General features: G+C 66.4%; 3 protein-coding genes. All 3 read left to right on the top strand.

What is annotated here, in order from left to right; genetic code table 11:
* Positions 1 to 2,212, top strand: a 2,212-nt coding sequence (locus IEX01_RS21370) for a fimbria/pilus outer membrane usher protein (RefSeq protein WP_188724510.1), incomplete at its 5' end; no start/stop codon positions are given.
* Positions 2,213 to 2,254: 42 nt separating this feature from the next.
* Positions 2,255 to 3,013, top strand: coding sequence for a fimbria/pilus periplasmic chaperone (locus tag IEX01_RS21365; protein ID WP_048887167.1), 759 nt, complete (start codon positions 2,255 to 2,257; stop codon positions 3,011 to 3,013).
* Between the two features lie 23 nt (positions 3,014 to 3,036).
* A partial coding sequence (locus IEX01_RS21360; RefSeq protein WP_188724504.1) for a fimbrial protein occupies positions 3,037 to 3,395 on the top strand: 359 nt, incomplete at its 3' end.

Here is a 3,395-nt window from a genome sequence, read left to right as displayed (position 1 = left end):
CGGCTATATCATGCCGGGCGACTACACCTTCCGCATTAAGGTCAACCAGAACGAACTGGACGAGCGGACGGTCAGCGTTTATCCGGCGGAAACGGACAAAAACCGCTCCGTGGCCTGCCTGGCGCCGGAGGTGGTGAAGAGCTTCGGCCTGAAGGAAAAATACCTGGCGGCGCTGAAGCCCTGGCACCAGGNCTGGGTGCCGCCCGCAATGTGGGACAACGGCATTCCCGGCCTGCTGGCGGACTACAACCTGAACGCCCAGGCGCGCCATAACGAGCGCGGCGGCGATGACAACACCGTCTCGGGCAACGGCACCGTCGGCGCCAACCTCGGGGCGTGGCGCGCCCGCGCCGACTGGCAGGCGAACTACGACGACCGCAGCGGTGAATACAGCAGCGGCCAGAAGCAGTGGACCTGGAGCCGGCTGTACCTCTACCGCGCGCTGACCGGGCTGAAGGCGAAGCTGACGCTCGGCGAGGACTACGTGAACTCGGCCCTGTTTGACAGCTTCCGCTTCACCGGGGCGAGCGTGGTGTCGGACGACAACATGCTGCCGCCGAACCTGCGCGGCTACGCGCCGGAGGTTACCGGCGTGGCGAAGACCAACGCCCGGGTCACCGTCTCCCAGCAGGGGCGGGTGATATACGAGACCCAGGTGGCGGCGGGGCCGTTCGCCATTCAGGACCTGAGCACCGCGGTCACCGGCACGCTGGACGTGCGCGTCCAGGAGCAGGACGGCTCGGTCCAGGAATACAGGGTCAACACGGCGAGTATCCCGTACCTGACCCGGCCGGGCAGCGTGCGCTACAAGTTCTACGCCGGCAAGCCCACCAGCTATGACCACCATGCCGACGGCGACACCTTCGGCACCGGCGAGTTCTCCTGGGGGGTCAGCAACGGCTGGTCGCTGTACGGCGGCATGGTCTCGAGCTCGAAGTACGTCTCGCTTGCCGCCGGTATCGGCCGCGACCTGATGGCGCTCGGCGCGCTGGCCTTCGACGTGACCCGCTCGGACGCCAAGCTTGAGAACGAGCACCGCCACGGCCAGTCGTACCGGGTGAGCTACTCGAAGACCTTTGACGGGACCGGCAGCCAGGTGACCTTTGCGGGCTACCGCTTCTCGGAGAAGGACTTCATGAGCTTCGCCGACTACGTGAGCTACCGCTCGGATTACGGCGACTACATGCAGAGCAAGGAGATGTACACCGTCACCTTCAGCCAGCAGTTCGAGAAGCTGGGCCTGAGCGCGTACCTCAACTACTCGCACCAGACCTACTGGAACAACCCGGCGGAGGACCGCTACAGCCTGTCGCTGTCGCGCTACTTTGATATCGGCAGGTGGAAGAACATCAGCGCCTCGCTGACCGCCTACCGCAATAAGTTTAACGGCGAGAATGACGACGGCATGTACCTGTCGCTCTCGGTGCCGTGGGGGGATGCGGGCACGCTCGGGCTGAACTCGTCGTACAGCGGCGACGCCAGCAGCCATAACCTGAGTTACTACAGCCGGCTGGACAACGGCGACAACTACCGCGTTGCGGCGGGCGGCACGGATGACGGCGGCAGCCTCAGCGGCTACTACGACCACCCGGGCGACCTGGCGGAGGTCACCGGCAACCTGGACTACCAGCACGGGCAGTACAGCGCGGCGGGGCTCTCGCTGCGCGGCGGCCTGACCGCCACGGCGAAGGGGGCGGCGCTGCACCGCTCGAACGTGGCGGGCGGCACCCGCGTGCTGGTGGATACCGGCGACGCGGCGGATATCCCGGTGCACGGCTACAGCAACAACACGTACACCAACCGCTTCGGCAAGGCGGTCATTACTGAGGTCAGCGACTACAGCAAGAACAGCCTGAGCCTGGACATCAACCACCTGCCGGAGAACGCCGAGGCCACGGCCTCGGTGGCCCAGGCGACGCTGACCGAGGGGGCCATCGGCTACCGCCGGTTTAACGTGATTGCCGGGCAGAAGGCGATGGCGGTTATCCGCCTGGCGGACGGCAGCTACCCGCCGTTCGGCGCCAGCGTGCGCAACGCGGAGAAACAGGAGGTCGGCCTCGTCAACGACGAGGGCCAGGCGTACCTCAGCGGCCTGAAGCCGGGCGCCAGACTGAGCGTGAGCTGGAACGGGGCGGCGCAGTGCGCGGTGACCCTGCCGGCGAGCCTCGCAGGAGTGAGCCAGAACGGAAATCTGTTACTGCCGTGCCACTGAGGCACGGCGAGACCCTGATTAACCATGAGTACCCAGATGAAAATGTTAACCACCCCAAAAACCGTTTCCGTTGTGGCCGCCGCGCTGCTGGCCGCCCTCACCGCGCAGCAGGCCTGCGCGGCCATCGCCCTGGACCGCACCCGTGTGGTCTATAACGGCGGCGAGAAGTCGGTGAGCCTGAACATCAGCAACGAGAACAAAAAGCTGCCCTACCTGGCCCAGGCCTGGATGGAAGACGCGCAGGGCAACAAAATCACCAGCCCGCTGACGGTGCTGCCGCCGGTGCAGCGCGTGGAGCCGGGGGCGAAGAGCCAGGTGAAGGTGCAGGCCGCGCCGGCCGTCGCCGCGCTGCCCCAGGACCGGGAGACGCTGTTCTACTTCAACCTGCGGGAAATCCCGCCGCGCAGCGACAAGCCCAACACCCTGCAGATAGCGCTGCAGACCCGCATCAAGCTGTTCTACCGCCCGGCGGCGATTGCGCTGGACAAGACCCAGGCGGCGAAGGGCGACTGGGTGGAAAAAGTCACGCTCACCCGCAACGGCGACAAATATGTGGTGAACAACCCGACGCCGTACTACCTGACCCTGGTGGAGGGCACGGCGGGGGTGAAGGGCAAAGCCGTGCCGTTTGAGCCGGTGATGGTGAGCCCGAAGGGCAGCGCCACCCTTGAGGCGTCCGCCGCCGCGTTCGGCGCCAGCCCGGTGCTGAGCTACGTCAACGACTACGGCGGCCGCCCGCAGCTTCAGTTCAGCTGTGGCGGGGCCACCTGCACCGGTAAGCTGGTGCAGGACAAAAAGTAACCGCCGGTGAAAGGAGGCACACGATGAACAGGATGAGATTACTTGCCGGCCTGCTGGCGCTGGCCGCGGCCGGTGCGGCGGCGGATGAACTGCCGCTGGCGGATAACGGCCAGCTTTACGTGTACGGCAGCCTGCTGGAGAACACCTGCCGGCTGACCATGGACTCGGCGTACCAGGAGGTGGACCTGGGCGCCACCGCACGGGCGGATGTCAGGCTTCCGGGGCAGAGCCCCCGGCCGGTGACGGTGACGCTGCGCCTGCGCGACTGCCCGGTGCTCGGCAACTGGAGCAGCAACATCACGCCGCTGACCGAAACGGTGAGCACGCAGCAGCCGCCCTACCGGGCGCGTTTTGTGGCGAAGGCGGACGACACGAACCCGGA

This window comes from Franconibacter daqui, from assembly GCF_014644275.1.
Classification (GTDB): Bacteria; Pseudomonadota; Gammaproteobacteria; order Enterobacterales; family Enterobacteriaceae; genus Franconibacter; species Franconibacter pulveris.
This window is presented reverse-complemented; position numbering and strand designations above follow the sequence as displayed.